The sequence below is a fragment of the Mesorhizobium sp. M1A.F.Ca.IN.020.06.1.1 genome, assembly GCF_004023265.1.
Lineage (GTDB): Bacteria > Pseudomonadota > Alphaproteobacteria > Rhizobiales > Rhizobiaceae > Mesorhizobium.
Map to the genome: position 1 here is coordinate 1 of NZ_RZSR01000918.1, position 2,392 is coordinate 2,392.

Annotated in this window: 1 protein-coding gene; it reads left to right on the forward strand. The window is 65.8% G+C overall.

What is annotated here, in order from left to right; genetic code table 11:
* Positions 1-401 precede the first annotated feature (401 nt).
* Positions 402-2,392, forward strand: a 1,991-nt coding sequence (locus tag EOA60_RS29005; protein ID WP_128312326.1) for a glycoside hydrolase family 15 protein, incomplete at its 3' end; no start/stop codon positions are given.

The window sequence follows — 2,392 nt, forward strand, 5'->3', positions numbered from 1 at the left end:
TAGCAGGCATGCATGCGCCCATCGAGCGACAACACCGCCAGATCGATATGGTCGTGCGGGATGAGCGTGCCGATTTCGATCGCTGTCGCCCGGAACGCTGAGCCCGGATCGATATGGCCGGCGAGCGCCCGCGAGATCGCGAGCAGCCGATCGATCAGCTGGGGAGATACCTCCGACATGTCTCCTCCCTGTCCCCCTGATGAATGCCGTGGAACGACAGCCAAGCTGCGCCGCGCGGCCTCGATCCTGTTTCCGCAGTTCCTCCCTGCCCGAGAAATAGTGAGCGCTTGACGGCGCCGCTGTCAACGATGGGTCAAGCGACCCGAGCCCGATCAACTTCGGGTGCGGCGATTGAAAAGCCGCCGGCTCCTGGTCTAGGAACGGCCGCAGGAGGCCAATTGATGGCAGTGACGCCGACCGTTGCTCAGGGCGCCCCGGGAATTCCCGCGCGCTGGACGTCAAGCGCCAAGAGCGGCGTCGGCACCGGGCTTTCAGCGAACAGCCTGCTTTGGTTCACCATCAGTCACGGCATATTGAACGAGGTCTATTATCCCCGCCTCGACAGCGCCTGCACGCGCGACCTGGGGCTGATCATTACCGGTCCCGATGGCTATTTCTCGGAAGAGAAACGCGATGCCGCCCATCTTGTCGAGCCATTCGAAGCCGGCGTCCCCGGCTATCGCCTGGTCAACACGGCGGTCAATGGCTCCTATCGGATTGAAAAGCGCATTGTTACGGATTCGAAACGGCCCGTTCTGCTGCAGGAAATTACATTCGCGGCGCTCAAAGGCTCAGCCTCGGACTACCAGGTCTACGCGCTGCTCGCGCCGCATCTCGTCAATCGCGGCATGGGCAACACCGCCTGGCTCGGCGAGCACAAGGGGCAGCGTATCCTCTTTGCGTCAGGCCGCGGCGTCTCGCTCGCGCTTGCCGCCTCGCTGCCCTGTGGCGCCTGCTCGGCCGGCTATGTCGGTTTCTCCGACGGCTGGCAGCAGCTGCGAAATAGCGGCGCGCTCGATCCTGCCGCTGAGCGCGCGGAGGATGGCAATGTGGCGCTGACCGGCGAGATCGGCTTCTCGACAGGCAAGGGCACCGCATTGCTGGCGCTCGGCTTCGGCGCCTCGCCGGAAGAGGCGGCTGAAGCCGCGCTGGCCAGCCTGAAGGACGGTTTCGATGCGGCCGCCGAAACCTATGCCGCCAGCTGGCGGAAATTTCAGTCCGGCCTGGAGACGCTCGACAGGCAAGCCGCCTCCGGCCTGAATACCTACCGCGTCAGTACCGCGGTGCTTGCCTCGCATCTGTCGATCGCCAGGCCTGGAGCCGCAGTCGCCAGTCTTTCGATCCCCTGGGGCTTCAACAAGGGCGACGACGATCTCGGCGGCTACCATCTGGTCTGGCCGCGCGACCTGGTCGAAACGGCGGGGGGCTTCCTTGCAGCCGGCGACGCCAGGCAGGCGCTCGATATCCTCATCTATCTCCGCTCAATCCAACAGGCGGACGGTCATTGGCCGCAGAACTGCTGGGCGAGCGGCACGCCCTACTGGCCTGGCATCCAGATGGACGAATGCGCCTTTCCGCTGCTGCTTGCCGACGCGCTCCGCCGCGCCGGCCATCTGCCGCGCGCGAAGCTCGACGACTTCCTAGCCATGATCGAAAGCGCGGCTTCCTATGTGGTGCGCAACGGCCCGGTCACCGGCGAGGACCGCTGGGAAGAGGACGCCGGCTACAGCCCGTTCACGCTGGCCGTCGAGATCGCGGCGCTGCTTGCGGCGGCTGACATGCTGGATGCTTGCGGCAAAAATGAACCGGCAAACTATCTGCGCGAGACGGCCGACTGCTGGAACGACCAGATCGAGCGCTGGACCTATGTCACCGGCACCGAACTCTGCGCCAGGGAGGGCATCGACGGCTACCATGTCCGCATCGCACCGCCCGACGGTGCTGGCGCCGCTTCGCCGAAGGACGGTTTCCTGCCGATCAAGAACCGCCCGCCCGGCGATAGCCATCGGCCGGCCGAGGCCATCATAAGTCCCGACGCGCTGGCGCTGGTCCGCTTCGGACTGAGAGCCGCCGACGATGCTCGCATCGTGAACACCGTCAAAGCCATCGACGCGCTTCTGCGCTGCGAGTTGCCGCAAGGTCCGCTCTGGTATCGCTATAGCGGTGACGGCTATGGCGAGCATGAGGACGGCTCGCCCTTCGACGGCATCGGCCGGGGCCGGCCCTGGCCGCTACTCGCCGGCGAGCGCGCGCATTACGAGCTGGCCGCCGGGCGACCCAGCAAAGCGGCCGAACTGCTCGAAACCTTCGAGCGCTCTGCCGGTGCAGGCGGTCTGCTGCCGGAGCAGGTTTGGGACAGACCCCACCTGCCCGAGCTCGAATTGCGGCTCGG